Consider the following 24,419-nt stretch of genomic DNA (forward strand, 5'->3'; position numbering starts at 1 on the left):
AGTTTAGGATACTATGTTTAAATTCACAATGAATGAAAAAGGGATGTGCTATATAGTCTCTTAACTTATAAATTATTTTACTGTTCCTGCATCTTTATCATGTACACCATGACGATAATAATCAATATGTTCAGGTTCTAATAGTTTTTTACCTCTGATTACATCAGCAGCTCTTTCAGCTATCATTAATACTGGAGAATGGATATTACCGTTTGTCGTGCGTGGCATAACTGAAGCATCTACAACACGTAAATTTTCCATACCATGTACTTTAAATGTATCAGGATCTACTACTGACATTTCATCAGATTTTGGTCCCATTCTACAACTACAAGATGGATGTAATGCTGTTTCTCCATCACGTTTTACCCATTCGATAATTTCTTCATCTGTTTGAACTTCAGGTCCTGGTGAAATTTCTCCACCATTGAAAGGATCTAAAGCTTTTTGAGACAAGATATTTCTAGCGACCTTAATTGCTTCTACCCATTCACGTTTATCTTCTTCAGTAGATAAGTAATTAAAGACAAAATCAGGTTTTTCAAATGGATCTTTAGATTTGATCTTCAAGTGACCGCGTGAATTAGAGTACATTGGACCAACATGCACTTGGTAACCATGTGCTGTTGGCGCTTTAGTGCCATCATATCTTACTGCAATTGGTAAGAAGTGGAACATTAGATTTGGGTAATCTACTTCATTGTTAGAACGCACAAAGCCGCCACCTTCAAAATGATTGGATGCAGCAGCACCTTTACGACCTAATATCCATTGCAAACCAATAAATGGCATTTTCAATTTATTCAAACTTGGTTGCATTGATACAGGTTGTTTACATGCATGTTGTACATATACTTCTAAATGATCTTCAAAGTTTTCCCCAACACCTGGTAAATGTAAACGAGGTTCGATACCTACAGAACGTAAATGTTCTGAATCACCAATACCTGATAATTGTAATAATTGTGGTGAATTAATTGCACCACCTGATAAAATAACTTCTTTAGCATTAACTGTATGTTCTTTACCATTTTTCTTGAATGTAACACCAGTTACTTTATTTCCATCAAAATTTAATTTAGTAACAAAAGCACGTGTTTGTACGTCTAAATTTTTACGTTTCATAGCTGGATGTAAATAAGCTCTTGAAGCTGAAACACGGCGACCATTATGAACTTGGCTATCAAAAGGACCAAATCCTTCTTGTCGGAAACCATTAACATCTGGTGTTTTATTATAGCCCGCTTCTACACCTGCATTGAAAAATGCTTGGAATAGTGGATTTGTTGCTGGACCTCTTCTTAACTTAATCGGACCATGATGGCCACGATATGGGTCATCTTTACTTGAACCAAATGTTGTTTCTAAACGCTTAAAGTATGGTAAACAATGTGCAAAATCCCAATTCTCCATGCCTTCAGGTTTTGCCCATTTTTCATAGTCCATTGGGTTACCTCTTTGATAAATCATGCCGTTAATAGAACTTGAACCGCCAAGCACTTTACCACGGGCGTGACCTACTTTTCTACCATCCATATGTGGTTCTTCGTTAGTTTCATAAATCCAGTCATAAAGCTTATTGCCTGCTGGATACATTAAAGCAGCTGGCATTTGGATTAATAAATCCCAAGGGTAATCGCTACGTCCTGCTTCAAGTACAAGTACATTATTAGATACATCTTCACTAATTCTCGCACCTAATACTGATCCGGCACTGCCGCCTCCAATAATAATATAATCATACGCTTCTCTCATTTTTATAGCCTCCTGATATATATTTCTAAGATTCATAGTTAATTTTAGTGATTAACGTTACGCTTTACCGAACCAATTCACAGGCTCTGGATTTGTGTTACGAAGGATATGTTTCTCAACTTGATACTCTGCTAGACCTTCTTTTCCAAGTTCTCTACCAATACCTGATTGCTTATATCCGCCCCATGGTGCTTGCGCAAAATATGGATGGAAATCGTTAATCCAAACTGTACCCATTCTTAATTGATTAACGACACGTTCTGCTTTACCAACATCGTTAGTAAATACACCACCAGCTAGTCCATATATAGAATCGTTAGCTAATGTGATTGCCTGTTCTTCTGTATCAAAACCTTCGATTGTTACAACAGGGCCAAACACTTCTTCTTGAACGATACGCATTGAAGTATCACAATCAGTAATCACTGTTGGTTCAAAGAATAAGCCATCTTGTAAGTCTTCACGTTCTGGTCGTTTACCACCTATTGCAATAGTGGCATTTTCTGATTTAGCTACTTCCATATATTTCTCTATTTTTTCTCTATGTTCTACAGAGATTACTGGACCCATTTCAGTTTCTGGGTTAAAACCGTCGCCTAATTTAATGTTTTTGATTCTTTCAATTAATGCTTGTTCAAATTGGTTTTTAATTTTGTTATCTACTAAAATTCTGGCACCAGCTGAACAAACTTGTCCTGCATGGAAAAAGCCACCATTTAGCGCTTGATCAACTGCAAGCTCAAAGTCTGCATCACCGAATATAATATTAGGATTTTTACCACCTAGTTCTAAAGCAACATTCGTTACATGATCTGCCGCTTGTTTCATAATGTGTTTACCTGTCTGAATACCACCTGTAAATGATACTAAATCGACATCTTTATGTGCTGATAGTGGTTCTCCTACTTCAGAACCCTTACCTAATACTAGATTAATAACGCCTTTAGGGAAGCCAACTTCTTCCATCAATTCAAACACACGGATTGTTGTTAATGGTGTAATTTCACTTGGTTTCATTACTAAAGAACAACCAGTCGCTAATGCTGGCGCAATTTTCCAAGATGCTTGAAGTAAAGGATAATTCCAAGGTGTGATTTGTGTTACTACACCTACTGGTTCTTTAACGACTTTACTTTCTGTATTTGGGATTGGAGAATCAATAATTTCTCCTCCATCTTTATCTGCTAACCCAGCGAAAAAGTTAAATACATTTGCAATATCGTCCATATCAGCATAAGATTCTTCTAATGTCTTACCTGTATCTAACGTTTCAAGTTTCGCTAATTCTTCACGATGTGTTTCGATTAAATTAGCTATTGCTCTAACTTTCTTACCTCTATTTTCACTTGTTTCATTAGCCCATGTTCCTTCTTCAAAAGCACGTCTTGCTGCTAAAATTGCACGTTCACTATCTTCTGCAGTTCCTTCTGCTACTTCAAGAATAACTGCTTGATTATATGGATTAATAATCTCTCTCGTTTGCTTATTTGAGCTTTCCACCCATTCTCCATCTATATATTGAAGACGAGATAAATGATCTACAAGTTCCATTAAAATTACCTCCGTTAAGTTTGTTAAATTTTTATTTAACGAATTTTATGAACTTTATGTTATCATAGTAGTTGAAAAAGTGTCAAATGTGTTTAAATATGATAGGGGTTTATACATGCATCTTTTGAGTATGGAATGTAAACTATAGGAACTCACTATTTATTTTTCACTTAACTATATATGGACTTGAACGGAGGTGGACAATTGGTACATTCGACCAACCCTGATTATCAATTAGAAGAAGCTAAGGATATCGTTATTAATGCTATAGGCGAAACCATGGATCTATATGGCATCAATAGAAGTGTAGGAAACTTATTTGGAACAATGCTTTTTGAAGACAGTATGACACTTGATGAAATGAGAGAACAGTTACAAATGAGCAAACCCAGCATGAGTGCTGGTGTTAAAAGACTTCAAGAATTTGATATTGTTAAGCAACAATTCACACGTGGAAGTAGAAAACAACATTTTGTCGCTGAAAAGGATTTCTTTAATTTCTTTAGTAATTTCTTTTCTCGCAAATGGCGTCGGGAGATTGTTATTAATTCAGAAGGCGTTCACGATGCAGTAGCTATACTTGATAAGATTATTGATAACAGCAAAGCAGACGAAGCTACAAAATCGGAAGCAGAAGAAGTTAAACAACAATTACTTGATACTTTGCCTTATTATGAATGGCTAGACAATTTAAGTAATGCATTAGAATCTGGTGAAATATTTAAATATTTCCCAATTCCAGAAAAAAAAGACTAACAAAAATGTTACAAGCTTATTTTTAACATTTTTGAATAAAAGCTGAGACAGTTCATTATGTCTCAGCTTTAAGTATGTGTTCATACGTATTGAAATATCGCGAATACACTCACTTTACAAAGTTTGTCTAATCGCAGTTATTATAAAAAAGCGCACTAAAATCTTACGGTAAAATAAGATTTTGGTGCGCTTGTTACTTTTTTATTCATCATTTTCTCTACGTTCTCTTACTTGTGTTATGCGTAACGAACGTCTTTCTACTTCTCTATATTTTTCTGCTCTATCTTCAAGTTTCAATCTATCTTCGGACAATGTTCTTAAGAATGAAATCATCATCATGACAAATATAGCCAACAGAGGGACACTTGCCAATAAAGAAGCTGTCTTTAAGACTTCTAAAGCTTGTTCCCCACCTACTAACATCAATCCAAATGGTAATAGACATAGAGCAAAAGCCCAGTATAATCTATTTGCTTTTAATGGCTCGCCTATGACTTTCTTTTGAGAAGCCGCAGCCAATATATAAGAACCTGAATCAAATGTTGTTGCTAAGAATAAGAATGCAGATAACAAGAATAGCACAATGATTAAATTAGGGAACGGCAATTGATGCATAACTTCTATAATAGTAGCCTCTGTGCCATGCGTATTTAAGAAATGTATCACATCGAATGAACCAGTGATTTGTAAATAAACTGCATAGTTACCAAAGATACCAAAGAACAGTGCACATCCTAATGTTCCATAAATGATTGTCCCAAGCACAATTTCTTTAAGTGTACGCCCTTTAGAAATACGTGCAATAAACAATCCTATAAATGGCGCATATACAATCCACCATGACCAATAGAAAATCGTCCATTGTTGTGGGAAATTCGTTTCTTTACGACCACCTATACCACCAAATGGTTCAATCCATGTAGCCATTTGGAAGAAGTTTTTAATCATGTTACCCATGCCTGTAATAGAGGTTTCCATGATGAATACCGTTGGTCCAACAATAAATACAAAGCCTAATAATACAAAAGATAAAATAACATTTGCATCACTTAAAACTTTAATTCCCTTTTTCAAACCAGAGTAAGAACTATATGCAAAGACAGCTGTAATTGTGAATAGAATAATACTACGCATCAACATACTGTCTCCTATACCTGTTAATTTTTCTATACCTGCAGAAATCATTGGTACACCAAGTGCTAGTGAAGTAGCTGCGCCACCAAGTAGACCAAAGATAAATAGAATATCAACTATTTTTCCTATAATGCCATCTGTCTGACCTCTTAAGATCGGACGCATTGTTTGACTGATTTTGTAAACTGGTTTTTTCTTGATAAAAACAAGATAACCAATTGCTAATGCTGGCAGTACAAATGTAGCCCAAGCAATTGGGCCCCAATGGAACATGCCATACATAGTAGCGTAATTCAATGCACTATCCGTCATTCCTTTACCGCCATGTGGTGGATCTTGATAATAGAATGCCCATTCAATAACGCCCCAGTATAAGATATCTGAAGCAATTCCGGCACAAAACAGCATAGCTGCCCAACTAAAATTATTAAATTCTGGCTTATCTGTCGCTTTACCAAGCGTTACATTGCCATATTTACCAAATGCGATGTAGAGTACAAATATTAACGTTGCAAGTCCAATCAATAAATATACTGAGCCGAGTGTACTCGACACGACATCATTTAAATGCGTTATTATGTCCTGACTGGCCTTAGGAAAAACCATCATCGGAATAACTGCAATAAGTAATATCAGTGAAGACCCTATAAAGGTCGTCCAATCCATTACTTTTACTCTTTCTTTTTTCACAATAGACACCCCTTATTGTTAGTAAAATATGTAAAAAATTTGCTAATTAGTATAATTTTTTAGCAAAACCATTTATTAAATTACAAACATGAGCCTAACGAACTTTTAATAATAATGCAAATTACATTCAAAAATCACAAACTCAAAAGATGAATAAATATATAATTTTTATAACATCCACAGTCTTGAAATTCGTTCTAATCACAGTGTTAAGTTTAAATTTAACGAAATTAACAAATGGAACAAACTTTCTTTTTGTATCATTATTCATAAATAATGTATTAATATTAGTTTTATATTTTTTCAAAAAGTTGTTATTTTCTTTTTGATATCACAAATTTAATACGTTTTTAAGTTGCGATAGATTTTAATTTTGTTAGAATAATATTGTTTGTTATCAATATTTGACAAGGGAGTTTATATCATGTGGCATTATTATAAATTGTATTGGCAAAATGCGTTTAATTTTAAAGGGCGTGCCAGAAGAAAAGAACTGTGGTTCCCATTTTTGGTCAATGTGTTAATCTCTATCCTATTGGCTATACTATTAGATCATATTTTCAAAATACCTATGTCGATGAGTGACGCAATTAGCGCTTTATTTACAATTATTATCTTTATTCCAGATTTTTCAGTAGCTACAAGACGCATGCATGATATTGGCCGAACAATGACTTTTCCAATTATATTTAGTATCTTTTTCGTATTATTTTTTATTGGTTCATATACCACATACGGCGAAGGCATATTTTTCAATATCTTAGAAGGCTTTTTAGGCATTGGCAGTATTATTTTCTTCATTTTAAATATCGTCGCATTCTTTTACATGATTACTGACAGTGACAAAGCAGGTAATCAATACGGTCTACCACGTAAGTAATTAGAATAGACGCACATAAAGAACGGGACAGAAATCATGCTTTACAAGCAATTCCTGTCCCGTTTTTCCTTTTACAAAAAATATTAAGCCCATACTTTTCAGCTAAAATAGCTTATAATCCATATATAGTGTATTTATAATAAATGAGGTATTTATCATGAACAAAAATAAAATAATTAATTATTGGAATAAGCGTGCGTCATCCTTCAGTCAAGATAAACAAGCAGAACTAAAAAGTGTGCACGCAGAAAGATGGTTAGCTGAGATAAATCAGATTATAACAATTAGACCTGGTATGAAAATCTTAGACATTGGCACAGGTGCAGGTTTTTTGGCAATACTATGCCAGCAACAAGGCGCACAAGTTACTGGCATTGATCTTTCCCCTGAAATGATTCAATCTGCAAAGCAAAATGCTTTACGTTTTAATATGAATGTCAACTTTCAAGTCATGGATGCTGAGCATTTACACTTTGACGACGCATGTTTTGACCTAGTCATTTCTAGAAATGTCACTTGGTTATTGCCAGATACAAAAGCTGCCTACCAAGAATGGTTACGGGTTTTAAAACCAAATGCTACACTCATTAATATCGATGGAGATTATGGAAAAGTTGCTTTTACCGATTATAGTAATTTACCAAATCACCACGCACATCATGCTTTAGAAGACACGATGTTAGCGGAGAGCGAAAATATAAAGCAAAGTATTTCAATTAATCACTACAGCCGCCCTCAATACGATTTAAATATCCTTAAGCAAATAAATACGAAGTCCATTCATGTAGATACGACTATTTATCAACGTATTTATCAAACACAAGATGAATTTTATAATCCAACACCTATATTTTTAATAGCACTAACGAAATAATATGTGCCAATGAACAATAAAACATCGCTTATCCTATTAAAATATGAATAATTCGTTTCACTTAGAGCCTACAACTTGCGTTGGCATCTATTTTTTATCATACTATATATGAATAAAAGTAAAAGGAGTGGTAAGAATGAATAAAGAACAATTTGATAAAGTAAAAAATGGCAAAGGTTTCATTGCTGCGTTAGACCAAAGTGGTGGAAGTACCCCTAAAGCATTAAGTGACTATGGTGTAACTGAAGACCAATATAACAGTGAAGATGAAATGTTTAAACTTGTGCATGATATGCGTACACGAATTGTTTCATCACCTTCGTTCAGTTCTGATAAAATCATCGGTGCAATTCTTTTCGAACAAACAATGGATCGTGAAGTAGATGGTAAACATACTGGTGACTATTTAGCTGATAAAGGTGTCGTTCCTTTCTTAAAAGTAGATAAAGGTTTAGCTGAAGAACAAAACGGCGTACAGTTAATGAAGCCAATTCCAGACTTAGATAAATTATTAAGCCGTGCAAATGACCATAAAATTTTTGGTACAAAAATGCGTTCAAATATTTTAGAATTTAATAAAACTGGTATTGATCAAGTCGTACAACAACAATTCGAAATCGGAAAACAAATCATCTCTGCCGGTTTGGTACCAATTATCGAACCAGAAGTGAATATCAATGCTGATAACAAAGCAGAGATTGAATCATATTTAGCAAGTGCAATCTTAGCAGAGTTAAATAAATTAAATGACGATGAACTCGTAATGCTAAAATTAACAATCCCAACTAAAGCAAACCAATATCAAGAATTAATCGCACACCCTAATGTGGTTCGTGTCGTTGCTTTATCTGGTGGTTATAGCAGAGAGCATGCTAACGAAGTTTTAAAACAAAACAAAGACTTAATTGCTAGTTTCTCTCGTGCATTAATCAATGACTTAAATGTCAATCAATCAGATGAAGAATTTGATAAAATTTTAGCAGATACAATCGACTCTATCTATGATGCATCAGTAAACAAAGCTTAATGATTAATCAGTAATACCTTTATATTTCCCAGGAAAAGTAGCAAACATAAAAAACATTTAAAACACACACTGACCTTTAAAAGTTAGTGTGTGTTTTTATATAGTAATGTTTAAATGCAGTTCTATCAACGATTTACAAATTCAACCTATATTTATTGTCCTCTGTACGCAATCTAACGTACACATATGTCATTTATCAAAATAGTGAGTACTTTATTAAAAAATGTTTGCACCCCGAATCTATACCTTATTTCATCAATACTTTCTTAGTAAGTAAAATCAATGTAACTTTATGAGAAATCGATAAATAGTCTAGCCATAAATAACAACAAACTATATAATTATATTAATTTGCTAATTACCAATGATTTTAAGGGGAGGAAATATGAAAAATTATTTACATAGATGGATTATTGAAGCGCTAAGTTATATGGCTTTAGGTTTATTTGGCTCTTTGATTATCGGCTTAATTTTAGAAACGCTTGGAGAACAAACATTACTACCACAATTAAATCTGACATTTCTATCAGAAATCGGTAAAGTAGCAATGTCCATGACGGGTGCTGCCATCGGTGTGGCGATTGCTTACGGTTTAGGCGCAAAACCACTTGTTACATTTTCTTGTGTTATTGTAGGTACCTTAGGTTATACGACTTTTGATGGGGGTCCAGTAGGCGCTTATATTGCTACAGTTATCGTTGTTGAACTGAGTAGATTATATGCTGGAAAAACTAAAATCGATATTATTTTATCTCCACTACTAACGATATTAATAGGTGGGTTTATCGCAAAAGCTTTCGGCCCAGCATTAAATCAATTTATGACAGGCTTAGGTAAAATTATTATTGCATCTACGGAGCAACAACCTTTCATCATGGGCATCTTAGTTGCTGTTATCTTTGGTTTAGCTTTAACTGCACCGATATCTAGCGCAGCATTAGCGTTGATGTTAGACTTAAATGGTCTCGCTGCAGGGGCGGCAACAATCGGATGCGCTTCACAAATGATTGGTTTTGCAGTCACTGGTTATAAAGATAATGGTTGGGGTGGTGTGCTTTCAATAGGTATTGGTACAAGTATGCTGCAAGTCCCTAATATCATTAAGCATCCAATGATTTTACTACCACCTACTGTTACCAGTGCGATTGTCGCACCTATTATGACAACGTTCTTTCCTATGACGAATAACGCTGCAGGTGCTGGTATGGGGACGAGTGGACTCATCGGTCAAATTATGACGATCAATACAATGGGTGGTTCTATACAGACTTGGTGCTTAATCATTACTTTCCATATTTTATTGCCAGCCATCATTAGTTTCCTTCTTTATAAACTTTGTTTAAAAAAACAATGGATAAGTCCTGGCGACCAACTCATTCACATTGCAAAGTAGAAATGATATTTAAAATAAGACAAAGCCTGAGACGCATAAATGTCTCAGGCTTTGCTTTATTTTGATTAATTTAATTATGCTTAAATTTCACTCATCATTTTCATGCGTAATCTTTGCCAAAATCAACATAACTATTTTCAACAATAACGTTGTGATCATTGCTTTATTTCATTCTACTCTTTATCCACATGTGCATTTACAGGCACATTCGTAGTAGATTTTCTTGTTTGTGTTATATATAAAATCGCTGCTATAACATACCAAGCCAATACGATAAGCCATTCAGAAGGCCATGCCAACGATGATGGCATGCCTGGCAAATAGATGACTATAAACAAAACACTTAAAATAATAGCTATACTACCAACGAGTTTGCCATTTTTTATACGATAAGGTCTAGCTAAATCAGGTTGCACTTTGCGTAATTTCATAAATGAAATCGCTACGAGTAAATAGCCTAATACCACGCCAATACCGCCAGCATTAACGATCCATACAAGTGCTGCTCTACCTAAAAGTGGTGCAACGAACGCTAATACACCAAGAAATAAAATACCGTGTGTAGGTGTTTTATACTTAGGATGAATAAATGCAAACCATTTAGGAATCATGTGATTTTTTGCCATAGCATACAAAATTCTACTACCGCCAATGATAAAAGCATTCCAACTTGTAATTATGCCAGCTACACCGCCTAATACAAGTAAGACACCAAATCCACTATGGCCAAATAAGTTGGCCATTGCATCTGCTGTTGCCAAATTACTGTTGCTTAAAGCTTTAGGTGATAAGCCTGTTGCCACACCAAATACAATGAGCAAATAAAAAATTACAGAGGCGATAATAGATAATATTAAAATACCGCCGATTTTTTTCGCAGGTGCTTTAACTTCTTCTGCGATTTGCGGAATGACATCAAAACCAACAAATAGAAATGGAATCATCATTAATACAGACATTGTTCCACTAACCCCATTTTCAAATGGTTGTAAATTGTTGAAATTACCATTAAAGCCCGCTCCAAATACAAGCAATAAACCAACACCTACAATAAAAATTGTAAAAACAGTTTGCATAATTGCTGCAGGTTTGACACCAAAATAATTAAGTGAAGTTAAAATGACACTTCCAATCGAGCCAATGATAACCCATGTGAAATATACATCCCAACCTGCGATATTCCACATCAATCCTTGATGTTGAAATGGAATGACGTAGTCGATCACGGTAGGCAATGCAACCGCTTCAAATGTAATTACAGAGACATAGCCAAATAATACGGACCAACCTGATATAAAGGCAATTCCTGGAGTGAAGGCTTTTTTAACAAATACAAAGCCTCCACCAGTTTCTGGAATTGCAGCAGCTAATTCTGCATATGTAAGTCCGATAACAATGACTAAAAATCCACCGAGTAAAAATGCCACAATACTTCCTATAAAACCTGCTGTTGATACCCATTCTCCTGACAATACGACCCAGCCCCATCCAAGCATTGCGCCAATTGCCAAAAATAAGACATCAGCAATATTCATCGTCTTATTAAATTGAGATTTCATTTTACATACCCCATAACATTCATTGAATTAAAAGTGAATGAGTTTAAATTTCCAATATTGGTTTCAATCTAATCATCACTTTCTTGTTCGTTTAGATTCAAAGTTTTGCTTTATTTACGACTAGTACTTCTTCGCTTGCACTTTAAATACCTATGGATAAATATTTCGTTTCTAAATATGGCTCTATACCTTCAATACCACCTTCTCTACCATAGCCACTTTCTTTCAAGCCACCAAATGGCGCATGGGCAGCTGAAGGACCACCATCATTCCATCCAACAACACCATATTCTAATTCATTATAAAGTTTTAGTCCTGTACGATAATCATTTGTAAAGAAATAAGAAGCTAAACCAAATTCTGTATCGTTTGCCATTTTTATTGCTTCATCTAAATCTTCATAAACCATAACTGGTGCAACAGGACCGAAAGTTTCTTCATGCATTACTTTCATATCTAAATTCACATTAGAGATAACAACTGGTTTTAGGAAATTTCCTTTTAATGCTTGTATATCATCCACTGTCCGTGATAATTTCCCACCTTTAGCTTGTGCATCTGTGATATGTGTCATTACTTTTTCAACTGCAGCCTTATCAATTAGCGGTCCAATTTTAACGTCCTCTTGAAAACCGTCACCGACAGCTAGTTCGTTAACTTTCTCAATCAAGCGCGTTGTATATTGATCAGCAATATCTTGATGTACGAAGATACGATTTGCACAGATACATGTTTGACCAGCATTTCTAAATTTAGAGGCAATGGTGCCATCTACGGCGCTTCAACATCAGCATCTTTATGCACAATTAAAGGTGCTAAACCACCTAGCTCCATCGTTACATTTTTTACACTTTGCGCAGATTGTTCAATCAGTGATTTTCCTACAGCAGTCGATCCAGTAAATGTCACTTTATTAATCAGTTTATGAGAGGTGAAGATATCACCTGCATCTTTACCAGACGCAATAATATAAGATATCGCACCTTCAGGTATGCCTGCTTCATGTGCTAGCGCAACAAGTTTAATGGTTGTTAATGGTGTTTTGACAGCAGGTTTACAAATAATCGTACATCCAGCTGCCAATGCAGGCGCCATTTTACGCGTTATCATCGCTGCCGGGAAATTCCAGGGTGTAATTGCACCTACGACACCTACTGGAAATTTATCAATCATTATTTTTTTAGATGGCGTGTTTGCTGGTATCGTACGTCCATATACTCGCTTAGCTTCTTCGGCATACCACTTAACATAAGCATTAGCATAGATGACCTCCCCTTTGGCTTCTGCTAGTGGTTTTCCACCCTCAAGTGTAATCAGTTTCGCAAGTTCATCCTGATGTTCATCAATGAGATTCGCCCATTGATACAATTTTGCTGAACGTTCGTGTGCATCCACTAATTTCCATTCTTCAAATGCTTTATGTGCACGTTCAATTTTCGAATTAATTTCATCATGGCTCGTGTAATTCAAACGTTCTATAACTTCATTTGTAGAAGGGTTATAAACTTCTAATTGACCCATTTTTATTCTCTCCCTTACATTTATTTTTGTTATGAGGTATGACTTATCTATACCCTCTATTTAAAAATAAAATTTTAAGCGTTTGTATGTGCTTCTGTTATGTCCACATTTTTAAAAGTCTCAGATAATATTTCTAATCCTTGTTGTAATTCATCGTCTGAAATAACGAGTGGTGTTAAGAAACGTAAAACATTACCTTTAATACCAGCAGATAATAATAACAAACCATTTTCATTTGCCGTTTGAATAATTTTTCCAGTTAATGCTTTATTGGGTTCGCCAGTTTGATCATCGATGATTTCGCAGGCTACCATAGCGCCAAGTCTACGAATATTCGTGATAAATGAATGTTGTTCTGCGTTGTGATATAAGAAATCTTCAAGTTGCTTTCCAATTTTTTCTGCTTTATTGTTTAAATCTTCCTCTTCAATGATTTCAATGACTTTTAAAGCAGCTTCACACGCTAAAGGATTACCAGCATATGTGCCACCTAGTTCCCCTGGAGATGCACTATCTATGATTTCCGTTTTGCCAACCACACCACTTAAAGGAAATCCTGCAGCTAATGATTTAGACACAGTTATTAAATCAGGTTCTATATCAAAATGTTCAATCGCAAATGTTTTTCCTGTTCGAGCAAAACCTGTTTGAATTTCATCCGCCACAAAAATAATGTCGTGATCTTCACATATTTTTTTAACTGCTTTCACGAATTTTTTGTCCGGAATAATAAACCCACCTTCTCCTTGAACAGGTTCCATCACGATACAAGCTACTTCACTAGGATCTACTGTTTCAACAAAGAAATCATGTAACTTATTAATCATTTGATCAATATAAGCTGTTTCGGATAAAGATTCGGATTTTTCTGAAATATTAGGATATGGTGCTTGGTAAACTTCTGGTGCAAAAGGACCAAACCCAAGTTTATAAGGTCTCACTTTACTTGTCATAGACATTGTTAAATTTGTACGGCCATGAAAGCCTCTTACAAAAGATACAACTGATTGCCTTCCAGTGTGTTTTCTAGCAATTTTTACAGCATTCTCTACAGCTTCTGCACCTGAATTAAGTAAAATCACTTTTTTATCAAAATCACCAGGCGTAATTTCAGTTAATTTTTGTGCTAAGTTGAGATAACTTTTATACATGATGACATTGAAACCAGGATGTATAAACTTGTCCAATTGTTCTTTTAAATGTTTGGTTATCTTAGGATGTGTGTGTCCAACATTTAATGTACCAATAGCTCCCGCGAAATCAATGAAACGTTCACCGTCTACATCTGTGACCGTAGCACCTTGTGCATAATCTGCCACATGCAGATTGCCGTTTCCAACACCACGTGCTACATATTTATCACGTTGTTTTTTATAGCTTTCGAATTGATTTGTCATCAATAACCCCTCCTCTTTGTCCCCACGTAAGACGCATGGTTTTCTAAAATTTAAGGGATTATTGGTATAGTGTAAAGTACCAGTTATGATAATTTAATGGAACCAGATCATTCCCAAACGACTTCCTTTAATCTCTGAACTGCCTGGGGAATCTGGTCTTGCTTGATTTTTGAAAAACCTATGATAAGCGTTTTATATGCATTATTTTTTTCAAGCGCTTTCACGGAAAATCGATTTAACGTATAAAGCTCAAGTTTCTTTTCTTTAGCACGCGATTCAATTTCTTGGTAAGAAAATGGTGTGTTCACTTCTATAATAAAATGCAAACCAGCTTGTGTATCTTTAATTCGAATGTCATTTTTAAAGCTATTTGATAAGTGTGTGATGAGTGCTTCTCGTTTTTTTCCATATATCTGATGCATCTTTTTCACATATTTTTCATAATAACCTTCTTTGATCATTAAATTTAGTGTAAGTGCATGAATCGTTGAAAAATCAGGAATCATATTTAAATTAAAGCAATCAAATTTCTTCACTAAATTTATAGGCAAAATCATATCATGCGTAATCCTGGCATCAAAGTTTTTGAAAAAGTACCTAGGTAAATCACGCGTTCATTTTTATCAAAACTAAACAGTGAAGGTATATTATCTGTTTCATATTTGAATTCACTATCATAATCATCTTCTATGATATAACTTTGCGTTTGACTTGCCCAATTCAGAAGGTCAATTCGACGCGATACAGGCATGATTATCCCCATTGGAAATTGGTGTGAAGGTGTCACTATCGTGGCATCAGGTTGAGCTTGTTTAATATCTTCAATAGATATCCCCTTACGGTCTAAAGCAATCGGTTTTAACTGCGCAGATGTTTGATTGATTAATGTTCTAAACCTTGAGTATCCAGGGTTTTCCACTGCTATTGTGATTTCATCTGGTAATAATTGAATTAATTTGGTTAACAGTGTATTAGTTCCAGAACCAATGACAATTTGTTCCGGATGACATTGGATGCCTCTTTGATAAGACACTAATTTAGCAATCGATTGTCTTAACTCTATTGGACCTTTAATTTGAGGTATCGAAGACAATTCATAATCATAATTTTGAAATACACGTTTAACGAGTTTGGTCCATATTTCTACAGGAAATGCTGAAATATCGGTACTCATATGTGAAAATGAATAATCGTATGTAGCTTCAATATGATGTTCTTGCACATCCAGAGATATTTGCGCATTTGGATCGATAATCAATTTTTCTAAAGGCTCAATAAAATAGCCCTTTCGCTCTTCAGTATAAATATAGCCTTCAGCTAATAACTGTTCATATGCTGCTTTTACACTATTCACACTAATATTTAAATGTTGAGCCATATCCCTTTTGGAAGGCAACTTTTCATGACTCTCATATTTGAATGCGAGAATATCCTCTTTTAATTGTCTATATAATTGACGATAAATAAATTGACCGCTTTCTCGTTGCATCCAATCTCCCCCATTTCACTTCATCCATTCTCCTGTTATTTCATATCACTCATTATAATGAAAACGAGGACGGTATTGAAATCAAAGCGTAAATTTGATTTCATATTCCGCCCTCGTCAGACTAATCTTATGATTTAAAAACAACAATATGTTATTGAAACTTCAGTGGCACAATCGATTGCTACATTGATAAATACATGCAATCGTATGCACTGTCACTTCAATGTTCTCTATATTTTTATAGAATTGGTGACGCTAATTTAGCAATCGCTTGTTTGAATTTAATCCAATTTGATCGCTGTTCATAGCGTTCCTCTGTCAATTCCTTAGATACTTTCATATCTTCTATAAAAGCAGCTTTAAGCTCTTTGACAATGTTTTCATCATACATAAATGCATTAATTTCGAAATTCAATTCAAAACTACGTATGTCCATGTTTGATGAACCTACACTTGCGACTTCATCATCAATAATCATCATTTTCGAATGGATAAATCCATTTTCATACGTATAAACTTTGACACCATCTCTAATCAACTGCGCAACACTTGTAATTGTGGCCCAGTAAACAAAAATATGATCTGGTTTATTAGGAATAATTAACCGCACGTCTACTCCAGCTTTTGCGGCTATACGCAATGCATTGATATAACCTTTATCTGGTATAAAATACGGGCTGTGCATATAAATAGATTCTTTGGCGTTCATGATCATTTTCATATAGCCAAATTCTATCTGATGCCAATTATCACTTGGGGCACTAAGCGCAATTTGCATCGGCACATCTCCACCTTGCTTTGCATTATCTGGGAAATACTTATCATTAAACTCCAATTGTTCACGGTGTGATTGAGAATTCCAATCGTGGATAAAACTGAGCTGTAACGCGTCAACACCATCACCTTTAACCCTTAAATGTGTATCTCGCCAATAGCCAAAGTTTTCATCTAAACCTAAATATTCATCACCAATATTAAATCCGCCCACATAACCAGTCATACCATCAATCACTAAAATTTTACGGTGATTTCTATTGTTTAATCTAAAATTTACTAATGGAATTTTAGCTTGGAAGAAAGCCTCAACTTGTCCACCAGCTTCTTGGAATTTTTTGAATTTTGATTTATGTACCGTTTTAGACCCTACTGCATCATAAAGTATTTTAACTTCTAATCCTTCTTCAGCTTTTTGTTGCAAAATATCGACAATTTCAGAACCCAACTTATCTAATTTCAACACATAATACTCTAAATGAATATACGATTTTGCATTGCGTAAATCTTCTTTCATTTGGTCAAATAACGCATGCCCGTCAGTATAAATATCAACATTATTATCGTAACTTAAAAATGTTGGTTCTTTCGTTAGCAATGTATTAACAATATCTGCATGTTTTTTAACTAATCGATAATCTGAATGATTAATCTTGTTGGTAGCATCTGATAACTGCGTCTTCATTCGTTCCTTCATGTCATCTATCTGATTATGATGAAAACCTTGTTCACGTTTTTTTCGCACTGCTCGTCCAAAGAATATATAAATAACAAATCCTAAAATAGGTACTACAAATAGTAAAAATAACCAAGCCCAAGTCGCTGTTGCATCTCTACGATCCCTGTCTAAAAATACAATAATAAACGCAAGCACTATATTAATAACAAAGAAAAATGCAAGTATACCTCTATAAATCGGGCTTACACTTGGATCAAAAATAAGTTGCATAATGACACCTCATCGTTTTTTATTAGATTTTAATGAAACTATATTCCTCATTTAATTGACGAAGATATAGTTCAACTTATCAAATCCAATTATTTTAAAAGCTCATTGAAAAACAAAACATGTTGTAAAATATCGTACAATATTTGCATTATACTGTCTATTGTCCTATTGTTTTTTCTATTGTGCGATTACGACCTGCTTGTGAGCCGAATAATGTGATTAATAGTGCAGTGATTAATAAAATACTTAATGAACCTATCCATTGACCTGTGACATCATGTAGTATACCAAACAGTAAAGGTCCTATTGCTGCAAAAAGGTATCCTACAGATTGGGCCATGCCAGATAACTTCGCCGACGTTTGACTATGTTCCGTTCTCAAACTAAAGAATGTATTCACAAGTCCAAACGCTAAACCACTTGCAACACCAACTAAAATCGTAGCAATTAAAGCAAGTTGCGGTGAAAATAACATTATTGAAACACCCACCACAAAACATAAACCAGTCATAAAAGTTAATAAAAATTGTGATTTCATTTTAGTAGCAAATATAGGGGTAATAAATGTTAACGGTATAATAGCGATTTGCATAATTGATAAATACATCCCCGCTTCACTGATAGTCATGCCACTTTGAGATAAATATGCTGGTAGCCAATTAATCAGAGAATAAAAAATAAGTGACTGTCCGCCCATAAGTATTGTTATTTGCCATGATAATGGCGACTTCCAAACATTGACACTCTCTTGAGGTAATGATGCTGTTGTTTCTTCTTTATTTTTCAATTGAAATGCCCATATAATAATTGTAATCAATGTAATGACACCAATCGCACTAATGGCAATATTATAATTAAACGCTTTGACAAACGGTGCCGTTCCATATGAAGATAATCCTCCAAATACGTTCATAACGACAGTATAATAACCTGTCATCACACCTATATGTAATGGGAACTTCGCTTTGATTACTGCAGGTGCAAGTACATTACCAAAACCAATACCAACGCCTATAAGGATGGTACCTATATATAACCATGAAACACCTGTGATAGAACGTACGATTACGCCAATCAGTATTAGACATAAAGCTACAAAAATCGTTCGTTCTAATCCAAACCGATAACTTGTTTTTGCTGCAAATAGTGAAATGATTGCGAATGCGATTAATGGGACGACTGTAATTACACTAACAGCACTGTTAGACATCGCCAAATCATTTTTTATATCAGGTAGCGCAACTCCGATTGAAGTAATTGGCGCCCTTAAATTTGCACCCACTAACAAAATACCTATAAATAATAGCCAATTAAATGGTTTTACTTTTCTATAATTTTCCATTTTGCTCACCTTACATCATAAATTTTTCTAAACAACATTATATATGGTACAATATGTACGTTATAATGTAAATAGGAGCGATTCACATGTATCATATTCAAAATATTATTGCCAAAAATTTAGCAACTTATCGTAGTAAACACCAACTTAGTTTAGATAAAATGGCCAATCTGACTGGCGTTAGCAAAAACATGTTAAGCCAAATTGAAAAAGGCACATCTAATCCAACAATTACAACATTATGGAAAATTGCTAATGGGCTTCATTTACCCCTGTCACAACTGACATCAACAATGCACGAGCCTGTAGATTTTGTAGATGAATCTGATATTATTCCTATTGTTGAAGATAAAGTTAAGATCTTTCCATACTTTCCTTACAATGAAAGAAAGCATTTCGAAATGTTTAAAATGGAAATTCAACCAGGTGGTAAAATGGTTTCTGATCCACATCATATACAATCTGAAGAGTTTATCATCGTTAACTCAGGTACTTTAAAAATTGAAGTTGGTCAAACTTCTTATACAATTACCAGTAACCAAGCTTTTCGTTTTAATAGTGATGTAGCACATCGTTACTATAATCCAACTGATGAAGTTGTTATACTCACCGCCACTATTCATTATCAAGCACAATAGCAATCAAATTAAAATCTTATCCAACATTAGATACTATCAATGCTACATACACAGTGGAAAATAAAAATATATCAAAAAAGCATGTAACGGCAGTATCATATTTGCGCTTGTTATGTTTACAACGTTCAACATCAATAATTATCTTATTCCATTTGTCATGCACCAAGAACTTCCTGAAATCACAGCGTTAAGTGCCCAATTACCTATGACTACAATCATTGCAATAATTACAGGATTGATCATATATATGATAGCCAAATCCAAAATCATTCGTACATATATAAAATGATAATTTAATTTTGAAAGCAGTGTAAAAAACTCAGCTGCTTTTAAATATTTCGTCGCTTCAATGAATCAGCTTACGTACCATTTCAAATAAAAAATGCAAATCTATTCTAAAGTAAAGCCCCTCAGTTGATAGCATTAAATAGCTATGCAACTGAGGGGCTCTCTTCAAAAATGAAAATGCATTTTTTTATTATATGAAGTTATACTTTAATAAACATCTCTTTACATTTAATCAGATTATGATACATGTTCGTGAATATTTATATTCGAATTGCAACTTTAGTTATTGTGGAAATGTGTAACTTAAATCCCAACCGATGTCGTATTTATCAACCAACTTGGCATATTTCGCTCCCCAAAACATAGTGTCTAACTCCATTTGAACATCGCCTTCGTCTTTCAATTGTTCATACACTTCTTCGATTGCTGTTTCACTATCAAATTCCAAAACAATATAAACATTTCTATCTTGTAACATTGTGTCATCGTCTTTGGGTATATCTGACAACATGAATAAGTTTCCATCAACGTCTAACTGCGCATGAATGACACGATTAGGATCATCTGCAACACTTTCATTCGCTTCACCATACGTCATTGTAGCTTTAATTTCCCCGTTCAGCGCCTTACTATAAAATGCCAAAGCGTCTTTACATTGACCGTTAAAAAACAAATACGGCACTGTCGATTTCAACATAATATCCCTTCTTTTTAAATATTATTTTCTAATATCAAACATACCCTTTGAACATAAATTTAGACAACTGAAGTTTTAACAATACCTTTGAATTCCATATTTAATTATAATTTTCATTCTTATAAAAACTTTTCAATATAAAATGCTGACTCTTCAATTGATTTGAACTCCGTATTAATGACTGTAGCATTTAATTTAGCAAATATTTCTTCGGCATACATCAACTCTTCTTTAATTCTATCGACACTATTATAATCTGTAGGTCCATGTAAACCTAAAACTTTCACACGTTCCGTACGAATATTTAAGATATAAGTAGGACTCGCTGTCAGACCAAATACTTTTAAATTTTTATTTCTAAAGACCTCATCTGGAATATCAACTTCTGGAACTAAAGGAATATTAGCTATTTTATAACCTTTATTCGCTAAATACATACTTAAAGGCGTCTTTGACGTACGAGAAACACCTAAAATTAAAGCGTCAGCTTCTCCTATATCCGTGAAATGTTTACCATCATCATATTTAACAGAATATTCCATTGCCTCAATTCTTTTAAAATAGTTGTCATCCAACTTGCGCAAAGCACCACTTTCTAAAATAGGTGAACAATTCGTATGTTCTTGAATAATGTTAATTAAATCAGACATATAGTCAACATACGGAATTTGTTGTTCTTGAGCATATGCCTGCCCCTTTTTATTAAATTCTGGATTAACTAAAGTCGTTATAACAACTGCACCACGCGCTTTAGCCAATGAAAGTACATTGAGTAGTTCATCTTGATTTTTTATAAAAGGAAATTTTTTAATTTCTATACGCGTGACATCTGGAAATTGTGTTAATGTCGCATGAATCATTCGCTGTGCTGTTTCACCTATAGAGTCAGATACAACGAATAGCGTTAGCTGTTTCTTTTCATTATCATTTAACACGCAATCTACCGCCTTCGACTTCACTTTGAGCAGTTGATAATAAGGCACCTGGCACTCTAAATGGAGAACATGATACATAATCCAAATCTAGTTGATTAAAGAATTGAATTGATTTGTGGTCACCGCCTAATTCTCCACATACGCCAATTTTTATCGTTGGATTTGCCGCTTTTGCTTGTTCTGTTGTTTGTTTAATTAACTGTCCAACGCCATCTATATCGAGTGTTTGGAATGGATCTATCGTTAATATGCCTTGTTCTGAATAGGCATTAATAAATTTACCAGCATCATCACGTGAGAAGCCAAACGTTAATTGTGTTAAATCATTTGTCCCAAAACTAAAGAAGTCACATTCTCGTGCTAAATCGCCAGCAATCAGACATGCTCTTGGCGTTTCAATCATCGTTCCAATCATGTAATGAACGCTTGCTCCCATTTCAGATTGTAAAGCTTCAATGCGTTCAACAACTTGCGACTTTAACGTTGTAAATTCTGAAACAGTAGATACAAGCGGAATCATAATCTCAGGTTGACAATGAATGCCCTGTTGTTTAAGTTTCAATGCACTTTCCATAATAGCTTCTGCTTGCATAATATAAAGTTCAGGGTAAGTAATCGCCAAGCGACATCCACGATGCCCTAGCATAGGATTAACTTCATTTAAACTTTCAATATAATGTTCTAACTCTGAAACAGTGACATTGAGTTGACTTGCCACACTATTTTTTTCTTCAGTTGATTTAGGTAAAAATTCATGTAAAGGCGGATCAAGCAAACGAATAATTGTTGGACGTTCTCCAGATAACTTCAAGATAGTTTCAAAATCTTCTTTTTGATATTCCTTAATTTTATTTAAAGCATTAATTCTTTTATCCTGTGTATCAGATAAAATGAAACGTCTCATTTCAATTAAACGTTCAGGACCAAAAAACATATGCTCGGTACGAACTAAACCAATGCCCTTCGCACCAAATTGGTAACCTGCTTGAATATCTTGTGGTGTTTCGGCATTCATGCGTACATCTAATCTTGCTATTGCTTCTGACCATTGCATAAATTGTTCAAAAGCTTTACTTCTTTCAGCTTTAATCGTTTCAACTTCACCTAAATAAATATCACCTTTAGCACCATCAACTGAGATAATGTCTCCTTCATTTAATGTTCCATTAGGATATGTTACTTTTTTATCTATAACATTAATTTCAACGTCTGAACATCCAGTCACACAACATTTACCCATTCCTCTGGCAACAACTGCCGCATGAGAAGTCATACCGCCATGTGTTGTAACTATCGCTTCACTTGCGACCATACCTTCTATATCTTCAGGCGAAGTTTCAGGTCTCATCAATATCACTTTATCCCCCTGCTCTGCTTTCAATTTTGCAGTTTCCGCAGAAAATACGATTTCACCACTCGCAGCACCAGGGCTAGCAGGAAGTCCCATTTTCGAAACAGCTGTAGCTTTCTCAAGGGCATTATCATCAAAATTAGGATGCAATAATTGGTCAATTGATTTTACTTCAACATTCATAACTGCTTCATTTTTAGAAATTATACCTTCTTCCACTAAATCTACTGCAATATGAATCGCTGCATTAGCAGTTCTTTTACCACTTCGCGTTTGTAAAACATATAATTGCTCGTTTTCAATAGTAAATTCAATATCTTGCATATCTTTATAGTGTTTTTCTAATTGTTGGGAAACTTCTATAAATTGTTGATGGACTTGAGGCATTTGTGCTTTCAATGTACTGATATCTTTTGGCGTTCTAATACCAGCAACAACATCTTCCCCTTGGGCATTTAACAAGTATTCACCAAATAATTTTGCTTCACCAGTCACTGGATTACGCGTAAATGCAACACCTGTACCACTTTGTGCACCACTATTACCAAAGACCATCTCTTGGATATTAACTGCTGTGCCAATATCGTGTGGTATTTCATTTAATTGGCGATATACACGTGCGCGATCATTATCCCATGATTTAAAAACTGCTTCAATTGCTTCTGTTAATTGCACAATCGGCTCTTGTGGGAATGGTTTATATACTTCTTCCAAATAAACACCTTTAAAATAATCACATATTTCTTCTAAACCTTCAGCTGGGATATCTGCATCATTTTGATAATGGTGTTGTTCTTTATATTGATTAAAATATGTATCAAATGACGTCATCGGTATGCCGTATACTACTTCGCCAAACATTTGTAACAGTCTACGGTAACAGTCATATGCAAAACGTGCATCATTTGTCTTTTCTGCTAACGTTTTAACATTAATATCATTCAGCCCTAAGTTTAAAATAGTATCCATCATTCCAGGCATGGAAATTTTTGCACCACTTCTTACAGACACTAATAAAAGTGATTCTTTAGAAGAAAATGATTTTTGTGTACGTTGAGAAAATGCTTCTAATTGCTCATGTAATTGTCCAATTAATTCATCTGAAAGATGAGCGCCTTGCTTTAAATACTCAATACACGCTTCAGTAGTAAGGGTGAAACCATCCGGTACAGGTAACCCTAAACGTTTCATTTCAGCTAAATTAGCCCCTTTACCTCCCAATAAATCTTTCATAGCTTTGTTACCTTCATCAAATGCATAAATATATTTCGTCATACAGATTCACCTCAAATTTTTAATATGTCATACTAATTATTATTGAGTATGTCATATTACTTTATAAAAAACAACCAAATTTTTACGATTACTTTTATCGTTCACTTTCTTTAATCTGTTCAGTTAAATTAAATCCATATAAAA

18 protein-coding genes and 1 pseudogene are annotated in these 24,419 nt (G+C 34.4%); 6 read left to right on the forward strand and 13 right to left on the reverse strand.

Going from position 1 to position 24,419, the window contains the following annotated elements; all coding sequences use genetic code 11:
* Positions 1–72 precede the first annotated feature (72 nt).
* Both betA and betB read right to left on the reverse strand, forming a co-directional pair.
* Positions 73–1,755, reverse strand: coding sequence for a choline dehydrogenase (gene betA, locus KA824_RS00005; RefSeq protein WP_107383834.1), 1,683 nt, complete (start codon positions 1,753–1,755; stop codon positions 73–75).
* A gap of 57 nt (positions 1,756–1,812) precedes the next feature.
* Positions 1,813–3,306: a betaine-aldehyde dehydrogenase gene (gene betB, locus KA824_RS00010; RefSeq protein WP_107385780.1), complete on the reverse strand. Its 1,494-nt coding sequence runs from the start codon at positions 3,304–3,306 to the stop codon at positions 1,813–1,815.
* A 204-nt stretch (positions 3,307–3,510) separates the two neighbouring features.
* On the opposite strand from betB, the gene cudC reads away from it, so the two are divergent.
* Entirely contained in the window at positions 3,511–4,062 is a 552-nt protein-coding gene (cudC, locus tag KA824_RS00015; RefSeq protein ID WP_107383832.1) for a choline uptake/conversion transcriptional regulator CudC, read from the forward strand.
* A gap of 201 nt (positions 4,063–4,263) precedes the next feature.
* On the opposite strand, the gene KA824_RS00020 is transcribed toward cudC, so the two are convergent.
* Positions 4,264–5,886 (reverse strand): BCCT family transporter, encoded by a 1,623-nt coding sequence (locus KA824_RS00020; protein WP_107383831.1) that lies wholly within the window; start codon positions 5,884–5,886, stop codon positions 4,264–4,266.
* 424 nt (positions 5,887–6,310) lie between these two features.
* Between KA824_RS00020 and KA824_RS00025 the strand changes: the two genes are divergently transcribed.
* The 4 genes from KA824_RS00025 (at position 6,311) to KA824_RS00040 (ending at position 10,060) form a co-directional block, all read left to right on the forward strand.
* Positions 6,311–6,766 carry a DUF805 domain-containing protein gene (locus KA824_RS00025; RefSeq protein ID WP_119517555.1) on the forward strand — a complete coding sequence of 152 codons (456 nt, stop codon included), beginning with the start codon at positions 6,311–6,313 and terminating at the stop codon, positions 6,764–6,766.
* A 157-nt stretch (positions 6,767–6,923) separates the two neighbouring features.
* Entirely contained in the window at positions 6,924–7,640 is a 717-nt protein-coding gene (locus KA824_RS00030; RefSeq protein ID WP_107504461.1) for a class I SAM-dependent methyltransferase, read from the forward strand.
* Positions 7,641–7,776: 136 nt separating this feature from the next.
* Positions 7,777–8,667 carry a fructose bisphosphate aldolase gene (locus KA824_RS00035; RefSeq protein ID WP_107383828.1) on the forward strand — a complete coding sequence of 297 codons (891 nt, stop codon included), beginning with the start codon at positions 7,777–7,779 and terminating at the stop codon, positions 8,665–8,667.
* Between the two features lie 385 nt (positions 8,668–9,052).
* On the forward strand, positions 9,053–10,060 hold the full coding sequence (locus KA824_RS00040) for a PTS sugar transporter subunit IIC (RefSeq protein WP_107504460.1): 1,008 nt from the start codon (positions 9,053–9,055) through the stop codon (positions 10,058–10,060).
* Between the two features lie 173 nt (positions 10,061–10,233).
* Here the strand turns inward: KA824_RS00040 and KA824_RS00045 are convergent, their stop codons facing one another.
* The 7 genes and pseudogenes from KA824_RS00045 to KA824_RS00070 form a co-directional block, all read right to left on the reverse strand.
* The gene (locus KA824_RS00045; RefSeq protein WP_107385776.1) at positions 10,234–11,619 is read right to left on the reverse strand and encodes an APC family permease; all 1,386 of its coding nucleotides are present in this window, start codon (positions 11,617–11,619) and stop codon (positions 10,234–10,236) included.
* Between the two features lie 142 nt (positions 11,620–11,761).
* A pseudogene (locus KA824_RS00050) lies at positions 11,762–13,140 on the reverse strand (NAD-dependent succinate-semialdehyde dehydrogenase).
* A 74-nt stretch (positions 13,141–13,214) separates the two neighbouring features.
* Entirely contained in the window at positions 13,215–14,537 is a 1,323-nt protein-coding gene (gene gabT / locus KA824_RS00055; protein ID WP_107383825.1) for a 4-aminobutyrate--2-oxoglutarate transaminase, read from the reverse strand.
* A 107-nt stretch (positions 14,538–14,644) separates the two neighbouring features.
* On the reverse strand, positions 14,645–15,094 hold the full coding sequence (locus tag KA824_RS12815; RefSeq protein WP_245335980.1) for an aminotransferase-like domain-containing protein: 450 nt from the start codon (positions 15,092–15,094) through the stop codon (positions 14,645–14,647).
* A complete protein-coding gene (gene pdxR / locus KA824_RS00060) occupies positions 15,091–16,026 on the reverse strand; it encodes a MocR-like pyridoxine biosynthesis transcription factor PdxR (RefSeq protein WP_245335981.1) in 936 nt (311 codons plus the stop codon). Before pdxR ends, KA824_RS12815 begins: the two co-directional genes overlap by 4 nt.
* A gap of 238 nt (positions 16,027–16,264) precedes the next feature.
* Entirely contained in the window at positions 16,265–17,749 is a 1,485-nt protein-coding gene (cls, locus tag KA824_RS00065; protein ID WP_107385773.1) for a cardiolipin synthase, read from the reverse strand.
* 157 nt (positions 17,750–17,906) lie between these two features.
* Positions 17,907–19,091, reverse strand: a complete 1,185-nt coding sequence (locus KA824_RS00070) for a CynX/NimT family MFS transporter (RefSeq protein ID WP_119517551.1) — start codon at positions 19,089–19,091, stop codon at positions 17,907–17,909.
* An 86-nt stretch (positions 19,092–19,177) separates the two neighbouring features.
* Between KA824_RS00070 and KA824_RS00075 the strand changes: the two genes are divergently transcribed.
* Positions 19,178–19,729 (forward strand): helix-turn-helix domain-containing protein, encoded by a 552-nt coding sequence (locus tag KA824_RS00075; protein WP_107385772.1) that lies wholly within the window; start codon positions 19,178–19,180, stop codon positions 19,727–19,729.
* Between the two features lie 571 nt (positions 19,730–20,300).
* Here KA824_RS00075 and KA824_RS00080 read toward each other — a convergent pair.
* The 3 genes from KA824_RS00080 to ppdK all read right to left on the reverse strand — a co-directional run bounded on the left by KA824_RS00080 (position 20,301) and on the right by ppdK (position 24,275).
* Positions 20,301–20,714: a VOC family protein gene (locus KA824_RS00080; protein WP_107383820.1), complete on the reverse strand. Its 414-nt coding sequence runs from the start codon at positions 20,712–20,714 to the stop codon at positions 20,301–20,303.
* Positions 20,715–20,833: 119 nt separating this feature from the next.
* Complete coding sequence (locus KA824_RS00085; RefSeq protein WP_107383819.1) at positions 20,834–21,649, reverse strand: pyruvate, water dikinase regulatory protein; 816 nt, start codon at positions 21,647–21,649, stop codon at positions 20,834–20,836.
* Positions 21,639–24,275 (reverse strand): pyruvate, phosphate dikinase, encoded by a 2,637-nt coding sequence (gene ppdK / locus KA824_RS00090; protein WP_107504458.1) that lies wholly within the window; start codon positions 24,273–24,275, stop codon positions 21,639–21,641. The genes KA824_RS00085 and ppdK overlap by 11 nt, the downstream gene beginning before the upstream one ends.
* Positions 24,276–24,419: the final 144 nt, after the last annotated feature.

The sequence above is a fragment of the Staphylococcus sp. GDY8P198P genome, assembly GCF_017891615.1.
Classification (GTDB): Bacteria; Bacillota; Bacilli; order Staphylococcales; family Staphylococcaceae; genus Staphylococcus; species Staphylococcus cohnii.

Excerpts from the sequence above, each read along its gene's own strand:
- KA824_RS00070 (WP_119517551.1), bottom strand. The coding sequence starts at position 19,091 with ATGGAAAATTATAGAAAAGTAAAACCATTTAATTGGCTATTATTTATA.
- KA824_RS00075 (WP_107385772.1), top strand. The coding sequence starts at position 19,178 with ATGTATCATATTCAAAATATTATTGCCAAAAATTTAGCAACTTATCGT.
- betB (WP_107385780.1), bottom strand. The coding sequence starts at position 3,306 with ATGGAACTTGTAGATCATTTATCTCGTCTTCAATATATAGATGGAGAA.
- KA824_RS00025 (WP_119517555.1), top strand. The coding sequence starts at position 6,311 with ATGTGGCATTATTATAAATTGTATTGGCAAAATGCGTTTAATTTTAAA.
- KA824_RS00045 (WP_107385776.1), bottom strand. The coding sequence starts at position 11,619 with ATGAAATCTCAATTTAATAAGACGATGAATATTGCTGATGTCTTATTT.
- ppdK (WP_107504458.1), bottom strand. The coding sequence starts at position 24,275 with ATGACGAAATATATTTATGCATTTGATGAAGGTAACAAAGCTATGAAA.
- KA824_RS12815 (WP_245335980.1), bottom strand. The coding sequence starts at position 15,094 with ATGATTTTGCCTATAAATTTAGTGAAGAAATTTGATTGCTTTAATTTA.
- gabT (WP_107383825.1), bottom strand. The coding sequence starts at position 14,537 with ATGACAAATCAATTCGAAAGCTATAAAAAACAACGTGATAAATATGTA.
- KA824_RS00080 (WP_107383820.1), bottom strand. The coding sequence starts at position 20,714 with ATGTTGAAATCGACAGTGCCGTATTTGTTTTTTAACGGTCAATGTAAA.
- cls (WP_107385773.1), bottom strand. The coding sequence starts at position 17,749 with ATGCAACTTATTTTTGATCCAAGTGTAAGCCCGATTTATAGAGGTATA.
- betA (WP_107383834.1), bottom strand. The coding sequence starts at position 1,755 with ATGAGAGAAGCGTATGATTATATTATTATTGGAGGCGGCAGTGCCGGA.
- KA824_RS00040 (WP_107504460.1), top strand. The coding sequence starts at position 9,053 with ATGAAAAATTATTTACATAGATGGATTATTGAAGCGCTAAGTTATATG.
- pdxR (WP_245335981.1), bottom strand. The coding sequence starts at position 16,026 with ATGCAACGAGAAAGCGGTCAATTTATTTATCGTCAATTATATAGACAA.
- KA824_RS00030 (WP_107504461.1), top strand. The coding sequence starts at position 6,924 with ATGAACAAAAATAAAATAATTAATTATTGGAATAAGCGTGCGTCATCC.
- KA824_RS00035 (WP_107383828.1), top strand. The coding sequence starts at position 7,777 with ATGAATAAAGAACAATTTGATAAAGTAAAAAATGGCAAAGGTTTCATT.